This is a genomic window from Candidatus Cloacimonadota bacterium (genome assembly GCA_012516855.1).
Taxonomy (GTDB): domain Bacteria; phylum Cloacimonadota; class Cloacimonadia; order Cloacimonadales; family Cloacimonadaceae; genus Syntrophosphaera.
The window spans coordinates 17883-42097 of sequence record JAAYWB010000104.1 but is presented as its reverse complement, the minus strand read 5'-3'; the positions used below and the strand labels follow the sequence as shown (position 1 = coordinate 42097).

The window sequence follows — 24215 nt, the reverse complement described above, 5'->3', positions numbered from 1 at the left end:
TCCTTGGTGGTGATCAAGGCTTCTCCCCGTATCGCAGTTCAAGCAGCAGGGTGATCTCGTGGATCGCCTTGCGCAAGTCTTCGGCTTTGGCCTTGTTGCCGTGGCGGCACATGCGCTTGATGACCGACCCCTCCAAGAAGGGGATGCCGTTCTTCTCGATGAACTCGACTGGCTGGATGGCGAAGTTGCGGTAATGATTGCCTGCCACCTGAGTGTCGAGGGCGCTTCTGGCGCGGCGGTTGATTTCGTCTTGGGCGTCCTCATACAACCGCGCCCGCACGCCATCCTGAAGGATCGTGCGGCCGTACTCGGTCAGCGAGTAGTTGCCGAGCGCCGTGTCGTTGAACAGCACGTTGCAAGCGACGGCCGCGCTGATGTCTTCCGCGCTCAGGCTCTTGCCTTGGGCGAAAGCGGTAGCCAGTTCGATGTGTCTCATTTGTTCCTCATGGCGACAAGACGCACGATGGCATCTGCCTGTGTGGTGATGGTGGCGCGCAACATAACAATCTGCTTGGTTACGCATTGGTAATCGACAAGCGGGACAGTTTGACCAGTCTCGTATTGCTTGAGCTTGGCTTCGAGATCGGCAATGCGCCATGCCTTAGACGCGGCACCAGCTTTGAAGCCAGCGTCCCAATGGTCATTGTTGGGGTCCATCACTTTCTCCTGTTGATGAATTGGTGCTGATTTCTTTCCCACCAGCAAAGTCACCGCAGAGGCTTCGGTTCTCGCCAATCCATCACAGGATGCCGGCGTGTTTCCCGGCATCACGGGTCAGGATTCAAAACCCGCCGAATGCCGTGGCAGCATCCCGGCGCCCGCCGAGGCTTTCGCCACGTTCGAGCAACTGGACGTTGTTCAGGCCGGCGGCCACACCGCGATTGCCCGCGGTGTCAAAGCCGTAGAAATTCACATCGACGCGGCCGTAGTCACCCGACTTGATGGGTTCCAGCAGCGGCTGAAGGTTCTCATCCACCACGCCCGGACGGTCTCCCGTGCTGGCGGTGAAGACCCAGCAGCCCTTGCATTCCGGGCCGAAGGCTTCGCCGGCGGGACGCAGGCCGTCACCGTCGTGGATCACGCTCTTGATGGCGCTGTAGAAGGTGGCAGGCTTGCCCGGGAACTTCTTGTGGGCAGCTTCCTTTTCCGCTTCACGGATGGCCTTGATGGTGGCCGTGTCCGACTTGGGCAGCAGGACGGTGACCGAGAACTTGTCCTCGTCGCGATCGTTCTTGCGGGGCTTGGCGAGGAAGGCGAAAGAAAACCTCACTTTACCGGTGACAATCTGAGTGCTCATACTGATTTCTCCTTAGAGAGTTGGACTGATTTACTGATTAAGAGATCGCACTATACCACAATGCGACAGGATTGTCAAGAGGCGAATGCCTCTTTTGCACCAGCGACAGGATCGTAAGCCTGCCGCTTGTCTTCTTCGGCAACGAGTATCGGCGGTGACACCCGCATTTTGACGAACGGTTTCAGAAAGTCATCGAACTTCCAACCGACGAGCCTGAGTTGCTTCGTGATCTCGCCCACGCCGAGCAGCTTCGCGGGGGCGTAGGCGTCGATGCCGAGTTCGGCAAGCGCCTTGGCAGCGCCGGCCTCATCCACGATGGTGCGGGTTGCCCGTCCTTCTACAAATTTCAGGCCCGGAAGAGCGTGACCGCGCTCGTGCGACTGGTCGGCAACCCAAGTCTCGATGTCCTTGAGGTATTGCTCGATCAGCGGGATGTGCTTGAACACCTGTACGATGACCGCCTCGTTCATGGTATCCACTTCAGGCTTGCATCCGTCGGCGAAGACCATTGCGGCGCTCGACTGAATGAACTCGCGGCGCTCGGCGCAGGTGGCGCGCACCCGACACCAGCGGCAGTGCTCGCCCGGGACCGCCGGGGCGCCGCCGGCATAGGCCGCCTCGACCTTCGGCCGGACTTCGGCAACCCACGCCTTCAGTTCATCGACGGTGAAGGTCTTGCTGACGATGCTGTCGCGCCGGGGCTGGACGATGATGACCTCGACGAACTCGACCGGACAACTCGCCAGCCATTCCAAGGTGTCATAGCCACCCCACCCGTAGAGGTTAAGCTGCGAGTTGCCATCGGCATCCACGAGAATGCCGAGACCGAACTTGAGGTCGATGATCCGCATCGTGTGGCCTTCAACGATGACCGCATCGGCCGTGCCCCATACCCCGTGCAACGGGAAAATCTGCAACGTCTGCTCCACGAACAGGTGCGAGTTCCCGTTCATCTTCGAGCGGACGAACTTGAGGTATGTCTCGACATGCGCGCGGAAGTCGGCGGTGTCCCAGCGCATCCAGTCAGGGTGCGAAGGAGCATCGACCGCGCTGATCTCGTGGGTCAGGCAGTGCGCTGCCAAGGCGTGCGCGGCAGTGCCCTCGGCAGCCGCATCGCTGGCGCGGTCAGGGACGGTAGCCTCACGTTCGGGGGCGGCGCCGCAGACCAGCCAGCGATCGCTGGCGGACGGGGAAAGGCGGGCGTGCTCGCTCATCACCGTGCTCCCTGCGGACCAACGTCGCCGCTGTACTTGCCGGACTTAGCATCGTAGCCGTGCTCTTCGGCCAACGGTTTGATGCGGTGGAAGCGAAGCTGGACGATGCAGTCGCCGGCACGCAGGTTGATGGCGTGATAGCGCAGGACGTTGCGCAGTTCGAGCGTCAAGTGGCCGCTATATTTTGGATCACCCCACCCTGCCAGCAGGTGTTGGATGCCCATGCGGGCCGCCGACGAGCGCAGCATCACGTCGCAGCAGATGTCGTTCGGCAGGTTCAGCTTTTCCTTGATGCTGGCGAGGCAGAAGGCGCCGGGATCGAGGACGATCCCACCACGGAACTCGTTGAACTGCGGCGTCATGCCGTGCTCGTTGCGCCGGCTGAAGTCGCAGATGTGATGGAAGCCCGCGTGATTGTGCGGGTGACGCATCTCCGCGAGGAAGGTGTCGGACAGCGTGACGTTGAGGCTGGCGGGGTTGATGTTGATGTATTCCCCGCCCTCCACAACACCAGCATCCAACAGCCCCGCGATCTCCGCGTGGCCAAGGATGCCGGTATCGCTCATTGCTGGTCCAGCCAGTCGTTGAACGCAACCAGCGCGTCCGGACTCAGGGTGGAAATCAGCGTGCCGCCTAACTCGCGGATGTGATCGCGGATTTTCTCCGGCCCGATCTTCTTGGCGACGGCGGCGGCCTTGGTGTTCAACTCGGCCGGCGTCGGCACGCTAGAAGGGGATTCCGATGCAGGCTCGGTGGATGCAGTCTCCGACGGGGGCGTATCCTGCGGCTCGACAGGCGGGGTAGGTGCAGGCTGGTCTTTTCCCACTTCCGGCTCGGGATCGGGTTGGTTGCGAGCATGATCGTAGGCGTGTTGGCCGCGCTCTTCCGCTTCAGCAGCAGCAGCAGCGGCAGCAGCAGCAGCAGCATGGGCTTCAGCCTCAGCAGCATGGGCGGCAGCGTCAGCGGCAGCGTCGATCTCGGCCTTGGTCCGCCGGCGGCGCTTGGGTTCCGGCTTGCCGGTGAGGATGTTGATTTCCCCGGTGGCGGCCGACTTGGTGAAGTCGATATGTGCGGTCTCAGTGTCGATCACGGTGACTTCCGGCTCATCCAGTTCGGCCGGGTCGGCAGGCGCAGAGACAACGTAGGCGCCACGGTTCAGACCGAGGGCGGTGAAGAAGTTTCCGAGATGGATCAGTTCGGAATTGGTGGTGCTCTCATTGACAACGAGCTTGAGTTTCATGGGGTATTTCTCCTGTTGAATGAATTGGTCCGGGTGATTGAGTACGCTCACCCGGGAAGCGTCTTAGGCGCGGGCGGCTTCCTTCAGTTCGCCGGCCTTGATGCTGGCGGCACTGTAGTCCTTGAAGCGTGTCGCATCCTTACGATCACTCACCAGTTGCAGGCCGCCGGGGATGATGCTGACGAACTTGCGGGCCGCGGCATGGACGATGATGGCCTCGCCGGTACGAGTGAGTGGATCAGCACCGTAGCCCTCAGCAGGCTCGGTGGAAAGCGGGTACAGCGTGTCTTGCTGGAAATGGCCGTTCATTGCAGTTGCTCCTTGGGGATTGTGAATTCAGGTTCGACAACCGCTTCGCCGCTTGATTCCTTCTGCGCAGCGACCGCGGCCGCCGCACGCTCGGAAATATCCGCGAGGTCACGGAAGAACTCCGGGAGGGTCGGCGGCTTGCCGGTCAGGGCGTCACGCAGATTGCCGCGGATGAAGTTGGCGATGCCGACGACAACCTGCACGGTGAATTCCACGTCGTTGCTGTGACGAATCTCGACAATGCCGGACTCATCAGCATAGGCGTAGAACTCCTTCTTCGGCTTCGCCTGCTCGACGCCGTGCTCGTTGGTTTCGATGACTTCGCTCATTCTTGTTTCGCCTGTGCGGCCACAGTCTGAGCAAGCTCTTCGGCTTTCTTGGCATCGAACGCCTGAATCGCCAGCTTGACCGCGCTAAAGTGGCGCGGCTCGATGTGGTTGTCGCAGGCTTCGATAACGACGCCGACATTCAAATTGCCCGGGACAGGCTTCGTGTTGTAGATGCGGATCACGGCGACCGGGTTGCCGAACTCGTTCTCCGGATCATCCGGAACCAGATGCGGGATTTCATCATCCGACTCTTCGGTCGATGCCATCATTGCGGCCATCAGCTTCTCGAAATCGCTGGGCTCCGGCTTGATGCTCGGATTTTCGGCGAGGATCGCTGCGATGGCATCGAGGGTCAGACGCGGATCGCGCACGTCTTGGGTGCGGACGATCTCTTCGATGCGCTTGGCTTGGCTACGGGTCATACGATTTCTCCTGTTGAGAGTGGGGACTGATCACTGATTTAGAAAGCACACTATACCACAGTTAATGAGCTTTGTCAAGAACTTTTTACTTTGGTCTGAATACAACTCCTGCTCACGTTGAATTTATCGGCAAGTTGTTGTTGTGTCCAACCTTCGATTTTATACAAACGAACGATCTCAGCCACTTGAACTTCACTGAGTTTAGTGAGGCGGTCTTTAAGAGCTTGGCGCCTAGCATTTGCTAACGGGTTATTTTTCCAATATCCGCTTGTGTTTTCACGATGCTTCTCAACAACCTCCGGACGATTGTGTGCCAGTTTGGAAACAGCCGATCGCGCTGCCCTAAATTCACTATCACTCGTTGCGTTCTTCAGAATAACGCTATGGTTTTTTCTGTTATCCGGGTTGGACCAATGGTCGCGCATACGTTTTCCATTCGCCACCCTTCTTTCTTGGCTTTCCCAAGACTTGTAGATTGAATCCATACGAAGACGCCGCGTGTCAGGGTTTGACCACACTCGTCTTAGTTGCTCCGAAACCTTAGCTCGCAACCAATTTGGTGATACGCCGCTTCGTCCGACGTACATCATGTTTGCTGCAAAAATAAGGCCAAGGTGGCCCGGATGCAGTTTGGTTAAAAGTTTGTGCGCAAGGCGATGCTCTTTTGGCGTTAGCTTGACGATATTTGAGGTACTGTCGTCGCCGCCCAAACACCTTGGCACTACATGATGACGCTCATAAAAGACAGACGTGTGGGTGTGTCGAACCCTAGCTCTTTTGATGAGGTTGTTGTGGATGTTTTCATAGTTCATGTTTTCATAATACCACATCAACAAGGCTTTGTCAAGTCGGTTTTGCTGGACCAAATCTCACGGGATACGCCGATCCGGGTTGAACAGTGACTGTGCTCGGCACCTTCAGCGCGCCGAAGTTGGCCCGCATCAACGCCTCATTGACGTTCGTTGGCACGCCGCCGGGAAGGGTGAGCCGGCGTAACCATGTGGCGGCGTCTTTACTAACCACGCTCTGCTTGCGATGCCATAAGTTAAAATAAGAAGACGCCACCGGGTTCGGGCGGTTCGGCGCATAGTAGTCGGCAACCAGCGCATTGTCGCCGGCCCGGGTGACTGCCGTGCGGTACTCGACACGCTCGACCGGATAGGTCCGCGAGCCGTCATCGCCGATGATCACTCCGGAGATAACGATCTGCCCGGTGCGCGGGTCATATACCCGTTCGCCCGGAACGGGTGGCGGGAACTCCTGTCCGCAGTTGGGGCATTTGCGCACGCCAACCAAGCAGATGTGGAAACAAGCCTCGCAAAACTTGGTCGGTGCGTCGCCGCCACCAACGCGAGGCGGATGACCAACCACTTCATCGACAGGGCCATGCTCTTCAACCGCCCCCACAAAGTCACACAACAAGGCATCAGCTTTGGTCGGGTGAGTGCGCATAACGCGGCCGATCGCCTGCACGTAGATGAGCGGGGATTTCGTCGGACGGCATAACGCAAGCCCGTCGGCACGGGGCGCGTTAAATCCCACCAGCAAAGTATCGACCGCCACCAACCAGCGAATCTTTCCGGCACGGAACTGTTCAACGATTGTGTCGCGCTCGACCTTTGGTGTTGTGCCGACGATAACCTTGCTGCTGGGCAGCAAGGCCGCCAGATGTTGCGCGTGCTCAACCCCGGACGCGAACACAAGCACGCTCTTGCGCTCGGCGAAGATGCGCAGGATGTCGGCGGCAACCTTCTGGTTTTGGTCTTCGGTATCGACCGCCGCTTGCAACTCGTTTTGCTTGTAGTCTCCGGTCTTCGAGTCAATCCCGACACCGCTTACATCCAAACGAGTTGGCGCTTGGTAGCTGACCACGTTGCACAGAAATCCGTCACGCAACAACTCACCCATCGACACTTCAGCGCAAACACCAGTAGTGATCGGTTCCCTGAGCATGTGCAAATGCACCCCGCGACCATCGAAAGGACTTGCTGTCATCCCCATCACCCGCATTGCAGGGGAGTGTTTGCGCACATTGTCGATGAACTCCTTGTAGGCAGCATTGCCCCAATGGATTTCGTCAATGATGAGGGTGTGGATGCGCGGCAGCTTGTGCCAGTGCTTGCGTACCGATTGTATGCCAGCCACGATGATCGGACCTTTGGTTTCCTTGCGCCCGATGCCGGCGCTGAACACCGACACGTTCAAATGGTGGGGCATTTCCTCGGCGGTCTGAGCGACCAACTCCTTGCGAAACGTGACAATCAGCACGTTGCCGACTTTGGCGTAATGAGTAGCCAGCGCCGCTGAGATCAGAGACTTGCCACCACCCGTCGGCACCACAATGGTTGGTGCCGAGTCCGGGTAGTTGTCGATATGAGAGAGCGCCAAGTCGATGACGCGCTGCTGGTATGACCTAAGTTTGAGCATCGCGTAGCCTCCTATGTGTCGGGTGAAGTTCGTCCTTGGCTTTTAGGTAAGCGGTGTTGGCCGCGGAAGGAGAACTAAACAAACCAAGGTACTTTGTTCTATGTCCATGACCTATTGTTGAATACCAACGACCGATGGAAGCATTCCAATATGCACCCAGCAAGCCGGATTTGTTGTTGCTATTTGGACCCCCGATGTTCTGTATATTTTCCTGACAGGTGGCGTCGCGCAGATTTGAAATTCGGTTGTCGCTACGATCACCGTTGATGTGGTCGATGGTGTTGTCCGGCCAATCACCGTGGGTCAAAGCCCAAGCAATGCGGTGCGCGTATCTCGGAACGCCCAAAATGTTAATGACCCGATAACCGTCCTTGCGAACGTAACCTACGGTGTTTTTTCTCCTGCCCTTGCCCGGAACAAGCCAAGTAAAACCGCCGGTGTCAGGGTTGTAGTCCAACAAGGTTTTCAATTTTTCAATCGTCAGCGTCATAGTCCCTCGAACTCACAGTATTGAACAGGCCGATCAATATCCACGTCGGACTCGACCGGCAGCAGATCAGCCTTGGCAACCGGGATGATCTTCTTCAGGCGGTTGCCGTAGATCGGATGGATGTCGATCTCAAGCCGCACCTGTCCGCCCTTCATGTTCTTGGGCAGCCACGTGTGGTGCATCATGGCGATCGTCAGGGCCGCGATCTGGCTGTTGAACATGCGTAGCCTCACGCGCTCGCCGCTGGGCAGCACAGTGGCGTGCAGGTAGCACCGCTCGCCCTCGATCTTGAGGCCGTGCAGCAGGGTGTGGTATTGGCCGGCGGCGATCATTCTTCTGGCCGCGTATGGTTGTGGGTGATGCCTGCCCAAACACTCCCAAGGAACAAGAAAGCGAGGCGCTGCATCGCATTCCAAGCAAACGGGTTTGTCTCATTGAGGACGAAGGCGAAGATCACCCACGTCCAGACGAAGGAGAACCAGACCGCCACCCAGCGCAGAAAGGTTTTGCTCATTTGCCCACCCACTTCCACAAAGCCTGCGGCCGACCGCCTCGGGGGCCAAGGACCGAGCCGTCACGTTCGATGAGTTGGTAATGGACCAGCTTGTTCATCATGCTACGGACCGACACCTTGCTGCGCTTGGTGTAGCGTGCGATCTGCGGCGTGGTGGCGGCGCCGCCAAGCTCGGCAAAGATCACCGACCAGTATTCGTCGGCCTTCCTCTTCCACGTGCCGGCCGCGGTTTCCTCTGCTTCTTCGGCAGGAGCCATCGACAGCACGGTCGAGATGCAGGTCGCGAGCACGCCGCGGGAGCGGTGCGCCTCGTTCCAGATTCTTTCTTCAAAGGCTTCCATCATGCCGACACCCCGAGCGCGACGAAGATACAGATCACCAGCACGGCTAGGCCGGCCAGCGCCACGGCACATCCGGGCCGGACGATCTCTTCCGCGAACGGCAGTTGCCGGTGCGGGTCGCGGCGAGCGTATTGCTGCGGGCGATAGTAAGGGCTGGTGCAGCCGATGCGGGTTTTCATTTCCCTTGCTCCGGAGGTAGGGTGGCAATCAACGTCGGGGTTCTGAGGCTTCTGATCATTGCCAGCCGGTCGATGTACGGCTGTGCGGCTTTGGCGTACTCGGCTTGCAGTTGCGCGATCATCTCGTGCAGGAGGCGTTCGTGCTCAGAGATGTCGTTGAAGTCGTAGCGCAGGTCGAGCGGCATTTCAGTTCTCCTTCGCCGGCCGCTGGTGTGCTGCCCAAGTGTCAAGCTGCTCCTGCGACATTTCCGACGGGCAGTATTCCAGCATCAGCGCATCGACCTCGGCTTGCTTGGCGGCGAGTTGCTGGCGCAGTTCATTTTCAGTATCACGCAGTGCCTTTGCATACGCACTACGAACGTCATCTGCCACTACTTGAAGGCGAAGATTTTCATCCAGTGCTTCAGTGAGTTGCTGGCGCAGTGCAGCAATCTCTGCTTCGCGGCTGGCGCGACCAGCGGAAAACGCGGCTTCGCACATTTCAGCGTGTTTTCTAGGGTCGATCACAGCATCGGGTTCCTGTAGATGGGGTAAGGGTTGGAAGCCGACCACGCCTCGGCATGGAGCGTGCCGTCGCTGTCGATGTAACCGGCCGGTTCCAACACGTCGAACAACCGAGCGATGAACGCCTTCGCCCGACCCATGTTTATTGGATCGAGAATCTGACCGGTCGCCCACTTGTGGATCGCGGTGATCTGTTCGTCAGTGATCATTTGGCCACCCACTTCCACATGACAGCCGGCCGACCGCGGCCACGATTGTCGATGTCCGAGTCGATGCCAGCCCGCTCGACAATGCCCCGTGCAAGGAACTGCCCGAGTTGGGCATGGACCGAGCGCGGCGTGCGGCCAGTGGCTTCAGCGATGGCCGTCGTGGTCATCACCCTGCCCTTCAGCACATCCCTGATCTTGGGGTAGGTCCAGTGCGCACCTTGGCTCATGGCAGCACCCTCGAAAGCCAAATCACCAGCGAAGCGGCGCAGAGAGCGGCGCCGATGAAGACGCCGGCTTGGGCCACACGGTCGGCCCAATTGAAGGCCCGGCCGGGGTTGCCCCACATGATCCCGAAGATCAGGGACAACAGTATCGAAGCAAATCCGATTGCGAACATCACGCTTCCTCCTTTTCCCAAGGCAGGGGCTTGACTTCGACGGGTATCTTGGCGACGACCGCGTCCCGAAACATGACGAACTCGGGGTGCCCTGTGACCCGCCAGCAACGGCCGTCGATGTAGAGCACGGAACCCTTGGGCGGGATCATCGACGTTGAGATGGTCTTGATGTGGGAGATACCTTCATTCCACAGTTCAATTGTGTCGCGCATTTCACTTCCTCCTGTTGAATTGAGAACACACTATACCACAAGTCTGTTCAATTGTCAAGCACTATTCCTTCAACCAGCTTCATCGGCGGCGCGGTCAGCAACTGGTTGGGGGCGAACGGCAACTGAATGACCAGTGTCCCGCCGGCGGCGACCTCGGCCTCCTTACTGAAACCCTCCATTCTGGTGAGTTGGGCGGCAGCAGCGATGCGGTCGGAGGTCTTGGTTTCGGGGTCAAGAGCGATGCTCTTCAAGGTCTGGATCAGTTCGACCCGCTCGATCGTGCCGAACTTGACGACCTCTTGCCGCAGCGCCTTGATCTTCTCGACCACATCGGCGACACGCAGAAGCCTGCCGGCTTGGTAGAGGGCGTGGTCGGGCTTCACCCACTCGTTTGTGTCTGCATCCTGCACGGCGAAGGCGATCTCGTAGGCGACGCTGGGCAGCTTCCCTAGCTGGACGATCTGGCGGCAGAACTCTTCGGCCTGCGGCGACAACAGCAGCATCTGCTCTTCACGCAACTCGCGGGCCTCCTTGGCGTCGAGGTCGGGTTGCAGGTATATGGCATCAAAAGATTCACTCATTGCCGTCATCCTCAGCAGTTGATTGCGGTGCGTGGTCGGGGTGGAACACGAACATGCCCTTCGTCTTGGGCTTGCTCATGACAGCGATACCGAGCAGATCGAGCGTGCGCTGGGCATCCTTGCGGACACCATCGGAGTTTGCCTTCAGGCCGCGCAGCACGGTGCGCAGGGGGCGGAACTCGGATTGCTCCATGATCTCGGTCATGGTCACCCCGCCCGGGGTGAGGTACAGCTTGCCGGTCTTGTCGAGCAGCTTCTTGATCGCCGGCACAATGTTTGTGTAGGAGCCGACGAAGACCACGCTGTCCTCGTGCGCAGCGATGCGGTTGAACCACGGTTCCTCGATCAGTTCAAGCAACTCGGCGGCATAGATCGTGTGCTCGTGGTTGAAATGCGTGGCGGTCGGGTTGTCGAACAGGGTCAGGTTCAGGGCGATGCGATAGGTGATCTCGCGCAGGCGCAGCATGAAGGATTCCAACTTGTCGGCGCTCTTCACGTAGCGATGCACCATGCGCCGGACGATGTTCGACACCGCCGTGTCGGTCTCGATGGTGGCAGTGATGATGCGCACATCCTCTTCGGCCATGTCAGCCCGGGCACGAGCGAAAGTCCTGAAGGAGAACGGCACAACCGCTTCGCCTTCGTTCATAAAGCCGTTGCCCGCAGTCGCTGTTGCCAGTGCAGGTCCGAGACCTTGGCGTTCCAGTTCCTTATCGTAGGCAAGCAGCATCCCTGCCGCCTCGTTGGTTTCGAGGTTGTTCAGGGTGGCGTCGGTGTTGCGGTACAGCCGGTCCTGTGCATCCACCCACGCATCCACGCGATTGTTCTTGCGCTCTTCAGGCAGGAAGCAGAGGGTGCGGGCCAGCGCGCCGTCGGAGTACATCTCTTCGGCGAGCAGGTTGATGTCGCTGGGCACGCCGACGAAGAAGCAACTGAAGTTCGGCTGGTTGATACGCATGGCTTCGGGGGGTTCCTGATTCGGCCGAGGGCGGTCGGCGGCCAGCGTCGGCGGCTCGAACCACTTGCCGTGACAGCTTGCCAGCCACAGTCCGAGATAACTGCTGTCGAGCGACACCTGATTGGCTTCCTTCTTGCCGATCCCCCCGGACAGCCACGTCTTGATCTCGTCGCCGGTGTAGAACATGACCGGGCCGACACTCACGAGCAGGTTGGCCATGCTCGATATGGAGAACACCTTGCTGCTAGATGTGGCGCGGGCGTAGCCAGCGCGTGTCAGGATGTTCTTCACGTAATCGACTGCCGCGCTCTTGCCGGCGCCAGAGGTCTCAAAGTACATGCCGTAGAGGTTGCCTGCCAGCGGCGGGAGTCCCCCATGCTTCGAGAAGGCGCGATGCGCCGTCACAATGTTGATGGTCTGGCAGGCGAGGATCACGGATGCCGCGGGGTTCATGCGCCACTCGCCGGCGCGGCTGTCACCCAAGGTGGCAATGATGTTGGCGAGGCGTTTGGCACGGCCATCGGGCATCCGCAGGATGGCGGTGTTGATGCGCTCACGGTAGCTGTCCTGCTCGGCCACGGTCTCGCGCACACGGACCTCGCCGGCGGCAGCAGCGACCGCTATCTCTTCTTCGCTGGGCAGCACCGGCTCTTCGGTATCCGGCAGGCCGTACCGTTGGCGGGCCTGCGTCAGCAACTCAGGGAAGTTGGCAGCAAGGTAGTCTTGGAACTCCGGGAAGTTGGTGCGCTTGACCACGCCCGTCAGGGTGATCATGTGGCTGCCGGAGATTGTCTTGCCGCCATACTGCATGACCATGCTGGGCACCCACTCGCCGTCGGCGTTGAGGCGAGTGGCCGTGCAGTGGTTGATGCCGCGACCGTTCTCCGGCTCACGATACTTGTTCTGCGAGCCTCTCGAAGAGAACGCTTCGAGGTCGGCGATGAGCGACCACTGGTCCGTGCTCAGTTGCTTGCCACGCAGAGCGGTCGGGGTGATGCCGAACATCCGCAGGCCGCACCCAAGCACGGACACCCACACCCGGCGATCGGAGTCGGCATCGATGTAGTTCAGCGCCAGCCTGAAGAGTTGTCGTGCCTCCGGGTCGGTCTCGATGAAGGCGAAGGCGTCATAGGTCTGGCGCTCGGCGCTCGCGGCGTCCAGTTCGTCAGGAATGATGCGTGCCGGGGCGAACTGCCATGCCTCACCCTCGGGCAGGTAGATCAGCGGCTTGGCGCCGGCTCGCGGCGAGATGAAGCGGGCCTGCGACGAGACCAGCGATTCAGGCGCAAAAGTGCCATGACCGTTGAGTCCCGGCTTGATGTATTTCTCGATGGCCGCGGCGTGCTTCTCCGGCGGGCATGGCTCTGACCACGGCACGAAGGTGGCGAAGCGGGGATGGTCTTCGGTGTGCGAGAAGGATGTGCGGGTCAGGAACTCAAGGCCGTTGCCTTCAAGCTCGGTGCTTGCATCCTCGGGCGTCACGTCGCCCTTGTCGAAGTCGAGGATGGCGCCGGTGGTGTAAAGCAGATTGTCGATGGTGCGCGCGGTGGCCGCGACGGGGTAATTCTTGAAGACGCCGGGGACGATGATCGCCGAGTCCATCTTGTCCGATACAGCCGGTTGGGCGGCGAGCCAGCAGGACATGGCCTGAAGGTCCGCGAACTCAAGGAGTTTCAGAGGGGAGTTCAGACTTTCAGCGTAACTGATCTTGATCACACGTAGCCTCCGAGGCAACTCCGACGAAGAGGAAGGGGTGCTGCCGCCATCGGGAGATCAGGCCCGATGGCGGCAGCGGCATTGAGTCGGAGGCCAATGCAGGGGCGGATGCTACCACAATCCGCCCCCTTTGTCAAGGCTTCTTCTTCCTGCTGGTGCCCGGGACGTGGCGTGCGCTGGTCCGTTTGATCTGGATACGCGCTTCGACCTGATTGCTGTTGTCCGGGGCGTGTTCCTTCGGCGTGTTGCGAAGCAGTTTCATGGCGCGGCGCAACTTCTGGTCGGCGTTGCTCATGTAGGCTTCGACCTGCCCGATGTTTTCGGACGGCAGAAGGATGCGATAGCCCTCGGTCGCGGCACGCAGATACTTGCCTTCGTTCAGCAAGTGGTTCCGCACGTAGTCGATCCCTGACAACTCGGCCAAGGCCAGCTTGTCGAATTCGGCCTTGGTCCCGACCTCCGGAAAGGTAATCTGCAATGCGTCACGCACCACCTGTCCCGGGATATGGGCGCCGAACACAGTCAGTTCGAGGGCCACCAGCGTTTCGAGCAGCGCCTTAGACACTGGTGACCTCGGCGGTTGCGCGGCCGAACGTCGGGCGGAAGTCGCCGAAGCCGACATACATCGCGCTGCGCTTGATGATGGCGGTGAGGCCGGCCAGATCGACTACGGTGTCATCGAATTCCAGCACGGTCGAGAACGACCAGTCGCGGAAGATCGGGAAGTCCTTGGCGATGCGGATGTCCTTCTGCGGCAGGATCATGCGGTGGCGGAAATCCGGGTTATTGATGACATCCGCGATGGCCTTGACCTTGCCGATCCCGGCGTAGATCAGCTTCGCCTTGTCCTCGGTGGCGAACACCCCGCCACGCATCTTGGCCTTGCCGACCTTGATGGTGCCGAAGGCGCTGGTCACAACCTGTTCGGTCAGCCAGCGGGTCGGGACATAAACCCCGATCTCAGGATCGAAGTAAAGTTTCGACTCGGTGTCGATGTTGCCAAGTTCGATGAGGTCTTCGTCGGTCTTCTTCATCTTGCTGGTCAGCGGCTTCTTGAGGCGGCTGAAGTGATTGAATGGATCAACCGTTTGCGGATTGTTCTGAAGCAGACTACCGATGCCGGTGATGGCGACGAGTGCTTGCTGGATTGACATTGCGTTGGCTCCTGTTGATTGAAAAGTGTTGCCCTTACGGGCGCTTTGAAATGCGATGCGCTTCGCTGCAACGCTATACCTTGCGGTACTGTGCTCTGCAATTGAGTCTTCGACTCGGCCAGCCGCCTCGTGAGAAGCGGCTGGCCGCGTTGAAGTGCAATGCCTTGCCGTGAGGTTCGATGCCTTGTATTGCGTTGCCTTTGAGTCTTCGACTCGGACAACCGCCTCGTGAGAAGCGGCTGGCCGCGTTGAATTGCCCTGCGCTGCAATGACGTGCATTACGGAACGGTGCTTTGAAATGCAATGCCCTGCTGTCGAGCCTTTCGACTCGGACAACCGCCTCGTGAGAAGCGGCTGGCCGCGTTGTCTTGCTTTTCTATGCGGTGCAATGCCCTGCGCTGAAATGCAGTGCTCTGCTATTGAGTCTTCGACTCGGACAGCCGCCTCGTGAGAAGTGGCTGGCCGCGTTGAAGTGCCTTGCTGTACTTTGCCTTGCCTTGAAGTGCGGTGCGCTGCGCTGCTGTGCCCGGGACCGAAGCCCCGGGCGGTGAGAATTACTGAACGCCAGTACCCGCGTCGAGGTAGGCGATCAGCGGCAGGCCGCGGTTCCACGCGCCGGGGATGTTGGCGCGGCGCCCGTTGTCGCGGGGCTTGATGGCCTCAAAATTATTGGCGGACATACTTCAGAACCATTTCCAGTTCATCAGGCGTGGCGTCACCTTTGATCTTATTTGCACGCCAAGATATAACACTTACATTACCTTTTACGTAGCCGAGTTCGGGGATGATCCTGTCGAGCGACGGTGAGTTGTCCTGCATCCTGCCAACCGCCGTTTCAATCGCTATCCCAAGGACCGGGCAGGTGGAAGGAACGACAATATCATCCTCACAGATGTTGAATGGTAAGCCGGCGTCCTTCGCTCTTTTTTTAGCGGCAGCCAGCATAAATTTTTGAGGGTGGATTTTTCTCCGAATGGCGTTGGATTTTTTAGCATATTCCACCACTCGCTGCCTGTTCTCAGGCCGCTTGGCCCAAGCGGCGGCAGCGCGGCTGGAACCGGCCTTTTCCTTTGCCAGTTGTTCAGGCGAGCACCACTGTTCATATACCTTTTCACCTTCAAACCGATAGCAGTTGAAGGTTTTCCCATCGGCACGCACATCACCACGGCAATGCTCACGCAAAAAGGCTGATCTTGTTTGTACTTTGTTGATATTTTTCATTTATTTATTATGCCGCAAAAGAAAGGTCCAAACAGGTGTTGATACCCAAAAACCCGGCGCTCGGCCGGGTTGGTGGGGTGGGGGTGGATCAGTGGAACATGGCCAGACCGACACCCTCATCGAACAGCGCGGTCAGAGGCAGGGTGCGCTCCCACAGGGGCAGGACGTTGGGCTTGCCGCTCGGCTGCTTGAGCGCCTCGGTCACGCTGTTGTAGAGCGTGAAGGCGGTGCGCTGGCCGCGCTCAAGGTGCTCGGCGTGCTCGGGTGCATCCCAATATTCCAGCGCCTTGCCGATCTGGCTCGGGTTCAGGATGCCGCGACGAACGCATTCGATGAGCAGGGCGTCACCGCTGCGCTGCTGCATCGGGCGACCCTTGTAGGCGTCGAAGCGAGCGATCTGGTGCTCGGCGAAGGCCGGGATGCGGGCAACGGCATCGGCCAGCAGTTGCGGCAGGCGGTTGGCGCAGTTCGTGGTCTGCTTCGTGCCGACGACGATCTCCGAAGAGAAGGCCATGTTGTCGCAGCAGAACACGGTGTTGCCGACGCAAATGGCTCGGGTCATGGTCTGAGCGTAGCTGCCACGGACGCCGATTTGCAGGCTGAAGTCGGCCGTGCCAGCCGGGATGTACTCACCCTCACGTGCCGGAGCCACGGTCAGCACGCCGAAGAAGTCGGCCGGCATGTCGTTCTTGTCGTTGCGCACACCGAACGCCTCGTCGGCGATGATGTAACCCTCGTTGCGGAGGAAGCCGTCGATCAGTTCCACATCTTCAATGAAGGGCCGGATTGCGTGTCTTTTGCCGAGCGGAGCCGGCAGCGGGAGAGCGGCGAGTGCATCGCGGTTGATGGCCTTGGCGCCAGCGTGGAGGCAGAGGGACATGATATTGCTCCTTTCGTCAGTGTGAGATTGCATATTACCACAAGTCGTGGTGTTTGTCAAGTGGTTTTTGCATCTAAGCTAATCAGCCTGCCACAGTAGGAACAGAACCTGCCGACCTCGTTGGGGAGCGGCGCAGGACTGAAGCCGACTTCCATCGGGGTGCCGCAATAAACATCGTGGCCGCAAGCGGTTTTCCATTCTGTGCCGAAGCCGTCGGCCTTGCCCTTCTTGTAGGTGCAGGTGGGGCCAAAGGCGTCGGCCGGACTGCGCTTGCAGTGGTGGGGATGGCCCTCGGCATCGACGAGGCGCCAGCCCTGCGGGTGAGGCCGCCACTCAAGGTCGGTCTTCCCGCAGCGATTGCAGGTGACGCTGGCATCATGCTCGTCATCATCCCACGGTCCCGGTTCAGCATAGTCGCGCCAACTCATTTGCATTTCCTCCTGTTGATAGCCAAAAACCCAGCACGCGGCTGGGTTGGGGTGATGCGGCGGGTCGGGTCAGTAACGGCGGCGGCGCGTCGCGAGGGTGTTGGCGTCGATGCTGTCGATCAGTTCCTGATGCCGCGCTTCGGCACGCTGGCGCTCGAAACCCGCTTCGAGGTCGCGGACAGATTCTTGCACGCGGCGGGATGTCTCGGCCGACCAGCGGTCGGTGTCGCGCCGGCTTTCCTCGCGTTGGCGTTCTTGATCACACGAGTAGCGATCCCAGCAGTCGGCGGCCGAGGCCGGTGTGCAGTATGCCAGCAGGCCGAGGCAGACCATGAGGATGATGACTGCGGCAACGAACTTGTCGAGCAGGCGCAGTTCGCGCTCGTCCTTGAAAGGGTCGCCGTTCCAAAGGTCGAACTCTGCGGACGGCGGGGCGGTGACGCGGCGGCGGGCGGGTTTGATGTTCATGGCTAGTTACTCCTTGTGGTTGTGGATGGATTGAAAAACTTGCTCATCTACTTCTAGGGACAATTCAGGATAAGTCGCGGCGATGAGGCGCAGCACGCTCACCTTGAAGTTGAGGATGCGCTCGGCGACATCGACGCCTTTGCGCTCGATCTTGTTGATGATGTTGTCGTAGCTGTTCGTGTAGCCCGTCGGGATGTGCGCCTGCTTCTCGCTTGAGCGGTTGAGGCAGGTGTGCCGCAGGAAATTCACGGTCTCGCGTGGCATGGCGGGATAGCGCAGTCCCCTCCGGTTATCCAGCGGATTGCGCAGGTGCTCCTTGCTGGCGGCATCCACACGGGCGGCGACGACCAGCCGTTCGAGAACATTGACCGGGAACTTAACCATCGTCAGATGGTAGTTCAACGGGCCGGACATTGCCTTTTCGGTGTCGGGCAGGAAATAAGGCATAAGCACACCCGCTTCGGCTTGGGCCTTGGCGCTGCGCTGGCGCATTGGGATATGGGTCTCGGTCATGTTCATTCTCCTTTCAGACAGATTGGCGGATGATGGTAATGGCGGAATCCAGAGAAGCAGGCGACAGCGCGCGGAACTCCGTGCAGCCGTCGAAGCCGGTATAGCCCGGATTTTCGCCAAGGATGTGCAGCTTGGCTTCAAGGTCGGTCGCCTTGCACTGCACGGGTTCGCAGCAGATCAGATCAACTTCAAAGCCGGCGGCACGGCCGACTTTTTCAATGCGTGCCGTGCCAAGGCGTGCGCTTGTCACGCCAATTTTATAGACCGGATGGCCGTTGAAGTATTCGCCGACAGCGCGCCAGATGTAGATTGCGTCATTGTCACTAGGCGCGTTTTCTTCGGGCCAGTCGATCAAGTCAAGCAGATTGCGTTGCCAAGCGACTTGATAAGCACTACCGCTTTCACGCTTGAACTCTGCGCGGCTTACATACTTACACCCTTCAGCGAGCACGGAAGCGTCATCCGACCAGTCAGCGCGCAAGCTCGGATACAGTTGGTCAAGCAGGTTGCGCTTTCGAGCGGCATCATAGGCGCCATTGTTGCCGCGATAAAACTCTTTGCGACTGGAATACTTGCGCCCTTCGGCGAGCACGTTGGCGTCATCCGACCAGTCGGCGCGCAAGGCGTTTTTGCTAGGATACAGTTGGTCAAGCAGCTTGCGTTGGCGAGCGACTCCATAGGCGGTTGCGCTTTCACGCTTGAACTCTGCGCGGCTCACATACTTGCGCCCTTCGGCGAGCACGTTGGCGTTATCAGACCAGTCAGCGCGTAAGCTCGGATACAGTTGGTCAAGCAGGTTGCGTCGGCAAGCGACTTTATAGGCTTGGCTGTTACCGCGATAAAACTCCTTGCGGCTTGCATACTTGCGCCCTTCGGCGAGCACGTTGGCGTCATCGTCCCAATATCCGGCCGGTTTTCTTTCAGACATTGGGATACCTCGTCCCGCCGATGATGTAGGCGACTCCCGGCTTGAGATGGTTCAGCCGGTCGAAGCTGGCGATGTAGTGGCTCGGTTCCTGCTGATGCGGGATGGCGAGGCGCGGCCGGGGCTTGGCTGGGGTGTAGCAATAGGGTGTGACACGCATGGTCATTCTCCTTCGATCAGGTTGCGCAGGTTGTTCCAGTAACCACCTTCGCTGGCATAGCGGCGATAGGCGGTGACGTGCTCCGGAAAGCCCTTGGCGAGGGCGTCGAGGTTGGCCGAGTCGGCCGTGCTGATGCACTGCCAAAGCGGCGCCTCGAAGCCCGAGGTCTGGCGATACTGCCAGCGATACAGGGAACGCTCGCCTTCGGTGATTGCTGGCGGCGCGGCAACGACCGGGGCGCGCTTCCAGCGGTACGGATGCACCCATTCTTGCCGGCCGTCCGGGAATTCAACCTTCATGGTGTGGCGACCGTCTTCGACCACGACCGTGCAGACCACGCCTTGCGGCGCGGAGGTATTGAAGTCTTCGGGCGTAACCTTGTCGCCGGTGCGGAAACCGCCATCTATTGTGGGCATTGTCATTCTCCTTTCAGGAAGAGAAATTTCATTTGAAGATCGGCGCCAGCATCCAGCCAAGCGGCGCGGGTCACGGCATCCACGATGTTGCCTACATCGCCGGCGCCGCCAGAGGCTTCGGCACGGGCGTTGCGCGCATTGGCGACGCAGGCGGCGAGGAATTTCTCATAGGTCGCGCCATCCGATACAGCTTGTTGTGCAATGGCCAGCACGTGCTCGCGCAGGATGCACTCAAGGTCGCGGACGGCGGCGCCCAGCTTGATCCGCGCGATGGACAGCGCGGCGGTGGTTTCGTTGGCAGTCAGGTGAGGCATGGTCATTCCCCTTTCAGTTGCGGCAATGGCAGCCATTGACCGGGACATGCTCGCCGGTGGCGATCTTGCGGGCATACTCGTCGGCCCATTCTTGCGGCACGTCGCATTGCTTGTTGAATTTCCAGTGCGGGATGGTGGGGGTGGTCATATTCAGAATCCTTTTAAGCAGATGAAACAAGGCGGATACTACCACATCCGCCGTCTATTGTCAAGTGTGCATCAAGGCCGTGACCTTGCGGCCGTGCCAGTCAAGCAGTGCTTCCGCCTTGCTGCGGCGCCATGCTCCGGTTTGATGCGTGTCCGGATGGACCCAACGGAAGGCAAAAAGCCCTTGGGTTTCGATCAGAGGGCAGTGCAGCATGGTGGCGATTCGCTCGGGCGTGAAACCTTGGCCCCGCAGGAATTCAGCGTAAGTGGCATTGCTCATTGCGATGTCCTCTCAGTTGGAAAAGGTGTAGCCAAGCGCGACGGCTCCGGCCCGATTGATTGCGGCGAAATCAGTTGCGTCGCCTTGATGACCGCGACGAATTGCGGCCGTGAGATTGTGCCACCTAACGTTGGGAACATGCGCAAACAGCACGGTGGCGATTGCGTTGCGGCCGTCAGCGAGCAGGCGTTGATCGTGGCGCTTGGCGGTGGTCGGGAGCGGCCGTGCGGAACGATAGCCGTCCGGATTGTCGCGGATGGTTTCGAGTGCGTTGTTAATGTGCGCTGGGGTGATGATGACGGGCATTTCATTTTCCTTTCAATGGCAGGTTAGGGTACATCCCCAAAGGGCTTGGATGGCCAAGCCCTTTGAAGCTGGAACCTATGCGCCAGTGAGAAGGCCGACGGCCGCAGCACGCACGGCGTCATGCTTGGCCCCGGTGATGACATGATGGCCATGCGCCAGTGCTTCCCAAAGCCTACGGCCGCGCGCTTCATGGCAGATCATTACGAGGCCGTGGCGGGCATAGTACGGATCGGCAGAATGTGCCTGCACACCCGACCCCGGCAGATGTCCGCCAGTGGCGCGGCAAGGCACGCCAGCGAAACGCTCGAAATACTCCGGATTGAAGGTGCCCCAGCTTGCGGCGAAGGTGCCGATAAGCTCGCCGTCAAGCTCGCCAGCACGGTAGCGCGCGGCGTGCTCAACGGGGTCACAGTGCAGCACGGCGATGGCATCCTGACAGGTATGATCGGCGACAATCTCAACGAGGTCGCGCAAACCGAACGGCCCGTAGGTTTCGACCTTCAACTTGACGGCCAAGGTCGGCTCGGTAGTGCTCAGGAATTGCTTGTATTCCAGCGTGACAATCCGGAAATCAAGCACGCGGCAAGCGCGGCCGATAGTGGCAAGGATGACGTCGGCCGTGATTGTCGCCGGTGCATCCGGGAAGTTGGCAGAAGGTGCAAGGCCGATGTTCAGTTCGCAGGCAAAGGTTTTGATAGTGGTCATGATAGTTGTCCTAGTGGTTGGAGAAAGAGAAGAAGCGGCCGCCGTCTGTTTCAGTGGAAAGCAGGCCGGCATTGCGGCAATGCCGGATGATGTCCTCGTCGCTGGCAACTTCCCAGCGACGTTCGTCAAGGTCAAGGTCAAGCAAGGGAATAATGCGTTGCTGCTGGTTTTGCTGCGGGGTCATGGTAGGTCTCCGGTTGGGTGGTAGAGATTGCATAATAGCCCATTGCAAGGATTTGTCAAGTATTATTTTCAGAAGCGTAGTGAATGGATTTTCCAGCCCTTGACGCCGGGAGTGCGCAGGATGGCGAAACCATTGACTTTAAGCAAGGCATCGACTAACGCAGTCTCGCCGGGGCGCTTGCGCCGCGCCAGCAAACTGCCAAGCTCGCTGAATTCGCGGCTTTCTATGGCGCAGGTGATAGTAACTGATCCGCCATGCTTGTGCAGGTTGTGGTGCATCCTATCGACCGCAAGGTTGAAGTTGTGCGCTACGGTTTTGAAGTGTGACATGCGATTGACTCCACAGGTTGATGAACACGCATTATAACACTGATGGTGTCCGGGCGCAAGGGAAACCGAGAACCTCAGACCCAAACCGAGACCCAAACCGAGGTCGGTCTGGTTTGGGTATTGCTTTAGAATCAAAGACTTACCCTACCCAAATCACCCATTTACCCAAACCGAGGGTATGGCACCCGCACGCGGGCTTGACCTATCACGGATGACCCCGTCGATATATATATAAATATAATACCATTATTATTTAATGTGTTACGTGCGCACGAGGGAAACCGTGCCACCCTTAACTTGCCTCATTACGGCGATTTACGGCAACTTGGGTATCCTCGACCCTAGTTTGCCTCCCCTCAACCTCGGTTTGCCTTCTGAGGTCGGGGCGCAGCCCATTCAATCCCTGCCTGACAGCGGCGCAGCCCATTCAATCCCTGCCTGACGCTCGACGCTCGACGCTCGACGCTCGACAGCGGCGCAGCCTGACGCTCGACGCTCGACGCTCGACAGCGGCGCAGCCGCAATGCCTGAAACAGTATGCACGCCACCCGCAATGCCGGCCTGACCCAGCCATGCCCAGCCTCTATTACTATGTGTTGTGCTGATTGTGCACCTTGCCTTGTGGTCTTATGTGTTGTGATGTGTGCTGGTTAGGTTGCTCGGTTCGGACCCGCTGGGCTTTTTGCTTGACGCGGTTCGGGACTGCCATACACCCCGCGTGCGGTCGGCCTAATATTTCATGGGCATACTCACATGGACCTGAACTGGTTTTAGGATATGGGCACGCTTGACAGAAAAATTCAAAAGTGATACATTAAATTTTTTCAAAACCGATTTAGGAAAAGTGGTATGAAAAACTTTCACGACAAGGTGGATCGCTCAGGCGGACCCGACGCCTGTTGGCCGTGGCTAGGGTATAAGTGCAGCAGGGGGTATGGTCGCTTCAATCACGAGAACAAGGCGCGCAGCGCGCACAGGGTTGCGGCGTTCCTTGCCGGGATGATCCCACGAATTCACCCGGCCGATCCGGACAAATGGGTGCTCCACTATTGTGACAATCCGGCGTGCTGTAACCCGGCCCACTTGTTCGTCGGAGATGCCCGTATGAACATGCAGGATGCTGCGATGAAAGGGCGCATTGCGCGTTCGAGCATGGTGCTAAGCGATCAGGACGTATCGGACATCCTCTACGCTCAGTCACTTGGTGTTAAGGTTAAAACCCTGACGGAGCATTATGGGGTTTCCCGCACCTTGATATGGGCACAAAAACAGTTGAAGCGGCGCATTAAGCCTGAGCCGCGCGAACCGTGGGAACTCGGTTTGGAAATGCCGGCGCCGCCAAAACCAAAAGAGAAGAAGCCGCGCAAACCATACACTCCCCGCTACATTCACACCGAAGAGGGTCGGGCCGCCAACCTTGCTGCTGCCGAGCAGGACATTCTCAGCGGCAAATACCAGTTTTGGTGGGAGTTTCATGGCGACTATCGTCTGAGGATAACCTCGGACGCTCGTTGGAAATTGTGGAAAAAACACCATCCTTGACAGTGGGTTGAAGTTGTGTTATTATCACTCATCAACTCAAGGAGACCTTCACCGTGATCACCACCAACCTGAACATCTACTACCACCCCGAGCAGTGCTTCGATCCGAAGAGCTACAGCAAAAGCCCGGTGAAGCCGAGCTATCTGTTCGAGCGCCTGAAGAACGAACCAATCCCGAATACCGAAGTGGTCACGCCAGAGGCCGTCTTGCCCGGGGTGTTGAGCATGATCCATGACCCGCTGTATGTGATGGATGTCCTGAACGGCGTCACCCCGAACGGCTTCGGCAAGCACAGCACACCCGAGCAGGCCCGGGCGCTGCTGCTCACCGCGGGCAACTTTCTGGATGCCGCGGATGATGCGCTGGCGAGGGAGGCCATCACCGTCAGCCTGACATCCGGGGCGCACCATGCGTGCTATGCCCACGGCGGCGGGTTCTGCACGTTCAACTTCCTGATGTTGGCGCCAGCCCTCAATCCCGAAATGCGGTATCTGATTGTCGATGGGGATGCGCACACCGGCAACGGATGTCTGGACATCATGGACCGGAAGCCCGACCTGATGAAGAACGTCCGGTATTTCCAGCGGCACGTCCTGCCGGTGTGGAAGTTCGGCGAACTGTTGCAGGCCGAAGTGTTCGATTTCGACCCGCACGTGATCATCTATCAGGCCGGCGCCGATGCTTGGGAGCATGACCCCCTCGGGATGGGGCCATACACCAAGGAGCAGTTGATGGAGCGGGATCGGGCGGTGCTCAACCTCGGGGTGCCGACGGTCATCACTCTGGCGGGCGGATATGCCGAGGACTACAACGATACCCTCGAAATCCATATGAGCACTTTGCGCATAGCAGCCGAAATGTGGTACGATCGGCAGAGTGGAAATTATGGACCCGAAGGGTGAGG

General features: G+C 59.0%; 42 protein-coding genes. 2 read left to right on the top strand and 40 right to left on the bottom strand.

From position 1 onward, the window contains the following. Window positions 1–13: 13 nt before the first annotated feature. From GX466_09030 to GX466_08835, 40 genes are all read right to left on the bottom strand, one after another. Window positions 14–436, bottom strand: coding sequence for a DUF3310 domain-containing protein (locus GX466_09030; protein NLH94338.1), 423 nt, complete (start codon window positions 434–436; stop codon window positions 14–16). Continuing rightward, on the bottom strand, window positions 433–657 hold the full coding sequence (locus tag GX466_09025) for a hypothetical protein (protein ID NLH94337.1): 225 nt from the start codon (window positions 655–657) through the stop codon (window positions 433–435). Before GX466_09025 ends, GX466_09030 begins: the two co-directional genes overlap by 4 nt. A 124-nt stretch (window positions 658–781) precedes the next feature. Beyond that, window positions 782–1297 carry a DUF2815 family protein gene (locus tag GX466_09020; protein ID NLH94336.1) on the bottom strand — a complete coding sequence of 172 codons (516 nt, stop codon included), beginning with the start codon at window positions 1295–1297 and terminating at the stop codon, window positions 782–784. 74 nt (window positions 1298–1371) lie between these two features. Then, window positions 1372–2511, bottom strand: a complete 1140-nt coding sequence (locus GX466_09015) for a DUF2800 domain-containing protein (protein ID NLH94335.1) — start codon at window positions 2509–2511, stop codon at window positions 1372–1374. Further along, on the bottom strand, window positions 2511–3077 hold the full coding sequence (locus GX466_09010) for a hypothetical protein (protein NLH94334.1): 567 nt from the start codon (window positions 3075–3077) through the stop codon (window positions 2511–2513). Before GX466_09010 ends, GX466_09015 begins: the two co-directional genes overlap by 1 nt. Next, complete coding sequence (locus GX466_09005) at window positions 3074–3751, bottom strand: hypothetical protein (GenBank protein ID NLH94333.1); 678 nt, start codon at window positions 3749–3751, stop codon at window positions 3074–3076. The genes GX466_09010 and GX466_09005 overlap by 4 nt, the downstream gene beginning before the upstream one ends. 63 nt (window positions 3752–3814) lie before the next feature. Continuing rightward, window positions 3815–4060 (bottom strand): hypothetical protein, encoded by a 246-nt coding sequence (locus GX466_09000; protein NLH94332.1) that lies wholly within the window; start codon window positions 4058–4060, stop codon window positions 3815–3817. Next, window positions 4057–4389: a hypothetical protein gene (locus GX466_08995; protein ID NLH94331.1), complete on the bottom strand. Its 333-nt coding sequence runs from the start codon at window positions 4387–4389 to the stop codon at window positions 4057–4059. The genes GX466_09000 and GX466_08995 overlap by 4 nt, the downstream gene beginning before the upstream one ends. Beyond that, on the bottom strand, window positions 4386–4811 hold the full coding sequence (locus tag GX466_08990; protein ID NLH94330.1) for a hypothetical protein: 426 nt from the start codon (window positions 4809–4811) through the stop codon (window positions 4386–4388). The genes GX466_08995 and GX466_08990 overlap by 4 nt, the downstream gene beginning before the upstream one ends. 74 nt (window positions 4812–4885) lie before the next feature. Beyond that, window positions 4886–4996 (bottom strand): HTH domain-containing protein, encoded by a 111-nt coding sequence (locus tag GX466_08985; GenBank protein NLH94329.1) that lies wholly within the window; start codon window positions 4994–4996, stop codon window positions 4886–4888. A gap of 658 nt (window positions 4997–5654) precedes the next feature. Further along, window positions 5655–7238: a DEAD/DEAH box helicase gene (locus GX466_08980; protein ID NLH94328.1), complete on the bottom strand. Its 1584-nt coding sequence runs from the start codon at window positions 7236–7238 to the stop codon at window positions 5655–5657. After that, a complete protein-coding gene (locus tag GX466_08975) occupies window positions 7225–7728 on the bottom strand; it encodes an HNH endonuclease (GenBank protein NLH94327.1) in 504 nt (167 codons plus the stop codon). The genes GX466_08980 and GX466_08975 overlap by 14 nt, the downstream gene beginning before the upstream one ends. Continuing rightward, window positions 7725–8060, bottom strand: a complete 336-nt coding sequence (locus tag GX466_08970) for a hypothetical protein (GenBank protein NLH94326.1) — start codon at window positions 8058–8060, stop codon at window positions 7725–7727. Before GX466_08970 ends, GX466_08975 begins: the two co-directional genes overlap by 4 nt. After that, window positions 8057–8242: a hypothetical protein gene (locus GX466_08965; protein NLH94325.1), complete on the bottom strand. Its 186-nt coding sequence runs from the start codon at window positions 8240–8242 to the stop codon at window positions 8057–8059. The genes GX466_08970 and GX466_08965 overlap by 4 nt, the downstream gene beginning before the upstream one ends. Beyond that, window positions 8239–8586, bottom strand: coding sequence for a hypothetical protein (locus tag GX466_08960; GenBank protein ID NLH94324.1), 348 nt, complete (start codon window positions 8584–8586; stop codon window positions 8239–8241). The genes GX466_08965 and GX466_08960 overlap by 4 nt, the downstream gene beginning before the upstream one ends. Next, window positions 8583–8762: a hypothetical protein gene (locus GX466_08955; protein ID NLH94323.1), complete on the bottom strand. Its 180-nt coding sequence runs from the start codon at window positions 8760–8762 to the stop codon at window positions 8583–8585. Before GX466_08955 ends, GX466_08960 begins: the two co-directional genes overlap by 4 nt. Next, the gene (locus GX466_08950) at window positions 8759–8947 is read right to left on the bottom strand and encodes a hypothetical protein (GenBank protein NLH94322.1); all 189 of its coding nucleotides are present in this window, start codon (window positions 8945–8947) and stop codon (window positions 8759–8761) included. Before GX466_08950 ends, GX466_08955 begins: the two co-directional genes overlap by 4 nt. Window position 8948: 1 nt before the next feature. Then, entirely contained in the window at window positions 8949–9269 is a 321-nt protein-coding gene (locus tag GX466_08945; GenBank protein NLH94321.1) for a hypothetical protein, read from the bottom strand. Then, window positions 9266–9475, bottom strand: coding sequence for a hypothetical protein (locus GX466_08940; GenBank protein ID NLH94320.1), 210 nt, complete (start codon window positions 9473–9475; stop codon window positions 9266–9268). Before GX466_08940 ends, GX466_08945 begins: the two co-directional genes overlap by 4 nt. Beyond that, window positions 9472–9702 carry a hypothetical protein gene (locus tag GX466_08935; GenBank protein ID NLH94319.1) on the bottom strand — a complete coding sequence of 77 codons (231 nt, stop codon included), beginning with the start codon at window positions 9700–9702 and terminating at the stop codon, window positions 9472–9474. Before GX466_08935 ends, GX466_08940 begins: the two co-directional genes overlap by 4 nt. Beyond that, window positions 9699–9872 (bottom strand): hypothetical protein, encoded by a 174-nt coding sequence (locus GX466_08930; protein ID NLH94318.1) that lies wholly within the window; start codon window positions 9870–9872, stop codon window positions 9699–9701. Before GX466_08930 ends, GX466_08935 begins: the two co-directional genes overlap by 4 nt. After that, window positions 9872–10084, bottom strand: a complete 213-nt coding sequence (locus GX466_08925) for a hypothetical protein (GenBank protein NLH94317.1) — start codon at window positions 10082–10084, stop codon at window positions 9872–9874. Before GX466_08925 ends, GX466_08930 begins: the two co-directional genes overlap by 1 nt. A 47-nt stretch (window positions 10085–10131) precedes the next feature. Next, complete coding sequence (locus tag GX466_08920; GenBank protein ID NLH94316.1) at window positions 10132–10665, bottom strand: hypothetical protein; 534 nt, start codon at window positions 10663–10665, stop codon at window positions 10132–10134. After that, a complete protein-coding gene (locus GX466_08915) occupies window positions 10658–13339 on the bottom strand; it encodes a hypothetical protein (protein ID NLH94315.1) in 2682 nt (893 codons plus the stop codon). The genes GX466_08920 and GX466_08915 overlap by 8 nt, the downstream gene beginning before the upstream one ends. Window positions 13340–13472: 133 nt before the next feature. Then, window positions 13473–13904, bottom strand: coding sequence for a hypothetical protein (locus GX466_08910; GenBank protein ID NLH94314.1), 432 nt, complete (start codon window positions 13902–13904; stop codon window positions 13473–13475). Beyond that, window positions 13897–14493 (bottom strand): hypothetical protein, encoded by a 597-nt coding sequence (locus GX466_08905; GenBank protein NLH94313.1) that lies wholly within the window; start codon window positions 14491–14493, stop codon window positions 13897–13899. Before GX466_08905 ends, GX466_08910 begins: the two co-directional genes overlap by 8 nt. A gap of 666 nt (window positions 14494–15159) precedes the next feature. Next, window positions 15160–15714 carry a hypothetical protein gene (locus tag GX466_08900; protein ID NLH94312.1) on the bottom strand — a complete coding sequence of 185 codons (555 nt, stop codon included), beginning with the start codon at window positions 15712–15714 and terminating at the stop codon, window positions 15160–15162. Window positions 15715–15802: 88 nt separating this feature from the next. Continuing rightward, complete coding sequence (locus GX466_08895) at window positions 15803–16594, bottom strand: hypothetical protein (protein ID NLH94311.1); 792 nt, start codon at window positions 16592–16594, stop codon at window positions 15803–15805. A gap of 56 nt (window positions 16595–16650) precedes the next feature. Beyond that, on the bottom strand, window positions 16651–17022 hold the full coding sequence (locus GX466_08890) for a hypothetical protein (protein NLH94310.1): 372 nt from the start codon (window positions 17020–17022) through the stop codon (window positions 16651–16653). Window positions 17023–17091: 69 nt separating this feature from the next. Beyond that, window positions 17092–17490 (bottom strand): hypothetical protein, encoded by a 399-nt coding sequence (locus tag GX466_08885; GenBank protein ID NLH94309.1) that lies wholly within the window; start codon window positions 17488–17490, stop codon window positions 17092–17094. Window positions 17491–17496: 6 nt separating this feature from the next. Further along, entirely contained in the window at window positions 17497–18003 is a 507-nt protein-coding gene (locus GX466_08880; protein NLH94308.1) for a hypothetical protein, read from the bottom strand. Window positions 18004–18016: 13 nt separating this feature from the next. Further along, entirely contained in the window at window positions 18017–18931 is a 915-nt protein-coding gene (locus GX466_08875) for a hypothetical protein (protein NLH94307.1), read from the bottom strand. Further along, on the bottom strand, window positions 18924–19088 hold the full coding sequence (locus tag GX466_08870) for a hypothetical protein (GenBank protein NLH94306.1): 165 nt from the start codon (window positions 19086–19088) through the stop codon (window positions 18924–18926). The genes GX466_08875 and GX466_08870 overlap by 8 nt, the downstream gene beginning before the upstream one ends. A 2-nt stretch (window positions 19089–19090) precedes the next feature. Beyond that, window positions 19091–19504 carry a hypothetical protein gene (locus tag GX466_08865; protein ID NLH94305.1) on the bottom strand — a complete coding sequence of 138 codons (414 nt, stop codon included), beginning with the start codon at window positions 19502–19504 and terminating at the stop codon, window positions 19091–19093. 2 nt (window positions 19505–19506) lie between these two features. Continuing rightward, window positions 19507–19818 (bottom strand): hypothetical protein, encoded by a 312-nt coding sequence (locus tag GX466_08860; GenBank protein ID NLH94304.1) that lies wholly within the window; start codon window positions 19816–19818, stop codon window positions 19507–19509. 208 nt (window positions 19819–20026) lie between these two features. Then, a complete protein-coding gene (locus GX466_08855) occupies window positions 20027–20245 on the bottom strand; it encodes a hypothetical protein (protein ID NLH94303.1) in 219 nt (72 codons plus the stop codon). A gap of 12 nt (window positions 20246–20257) precedes the next feature. After that, a complete protein-coding gene (locus GX466_08850; GenBank protein NLH94302.1) occupies window positions 20258–20551 on the bottom strand; it encodes a hypothetical protein in 294 nt (97 codons plus the stop codon). A 75-nt stretch (window positions 20552–20626) separates the two neighbouring features. Next, entirely contained in the window at window positions 20627–21256 is a 630-nt protein-coding gene (locus GX466_08845; protein ID NLH94301.1) for a hypothetical protein, read from the bottom strand. A gap of 10 nt (window positions 21257–21266) precedes the next feature. Further along, entirely contained in the window at window positions 21267–21440 is a 174-nt protein-coding gene (locus GX466_08840; protein ID NLH94300.1) for a hypothetical protein, read from the bottom strand. A 68-nt stretch (window positions 21441–21508) separates the two neighbouring features. Continuing rightward, complete coding sequence (locus GX466_08835) at window positions 21509–21769, bottom strand: hypothetical protein (GenBank protein NLH94299.1); 261 nt, start codon at window positions 21767–21769, stop codon at window positions 21509–21511. A gap of 849 nt (window positions 21770–22618) precedes the next feature. Here GX466_08835 and GX466_08830 point away from each other — a divergent pair. Both GX466_08830 and GX466_08825 read left to right on the top strand, forming a co-directional pair. After that, window positions 22619–23311, top strand: coding sequence for a hypothetical protein (locus GX466_08830; protein NLH94298.1), 693 nt, complete (start codon window positions 22619–22621; stop codon window positions 23309–23311). 53 nt (window positions 23312–23364) lie between these two features. Next, window positions 23365–24213 carry a hypothetical protein gene (locus GX466_08825; GenBank protein NLH94297.1) on the top strand — a complete coding sequence of 283 codons (849 nt, stop codon included), beginning with the start codon at window positions 23365–23367 and terminating at the stop codon, window positions 24211–24213. The last annotated feature ends 2 nt before the right edge of the window (window positions 24214–24215 follow it).